We start from the raw sequence: 277 nt of genomic DNA, 5'->3' as shown, positions 1-277 counted from the left end.
ACCATCTATACCAGCCTCTACATTCGTTATCGGGATCGTGCGGTATCGCCAGATTGGGGCCGGGCGCTCAAGCTGGGTCTGGCACCGTTGACGGTCGGGCTGATGTTTTCCATCTCATGGATCATGGTGCGCTCGGTCGATCATCACTGGATCAGCGCCCTGCTCACCGGGCTGACCATCTGGTTCTCACTGCGCAGCAAACTCAATGCGCTGTGGCTGATTGCGGCGGGCGCGTTGATTGGCGTACTGGCGGGCTTATGATGGGTTTGTTCAGTGG

General features: G+C 58.5%; 1 protein-coding gene. It reads left to right on the top strand.

The features are described 5' to 3' along the window. On the top strand, positions 1-261 hold a 261-nt coding region (locus tag ACZ3HH_RS29840; protein ID WP_465810159.1), incomplete at its 5' end, for a chromate transporter. Between the last annotated feature and the right edge of the window lie 16 nt (positions 262-277).

The sequence above is a fragment of the Pseudomonas sp. PME37.24/025 genome (assembly GCF_055556615.1).
This window is presented reverse-complemented; position numbering and strand designations above follow the sequence as displayed.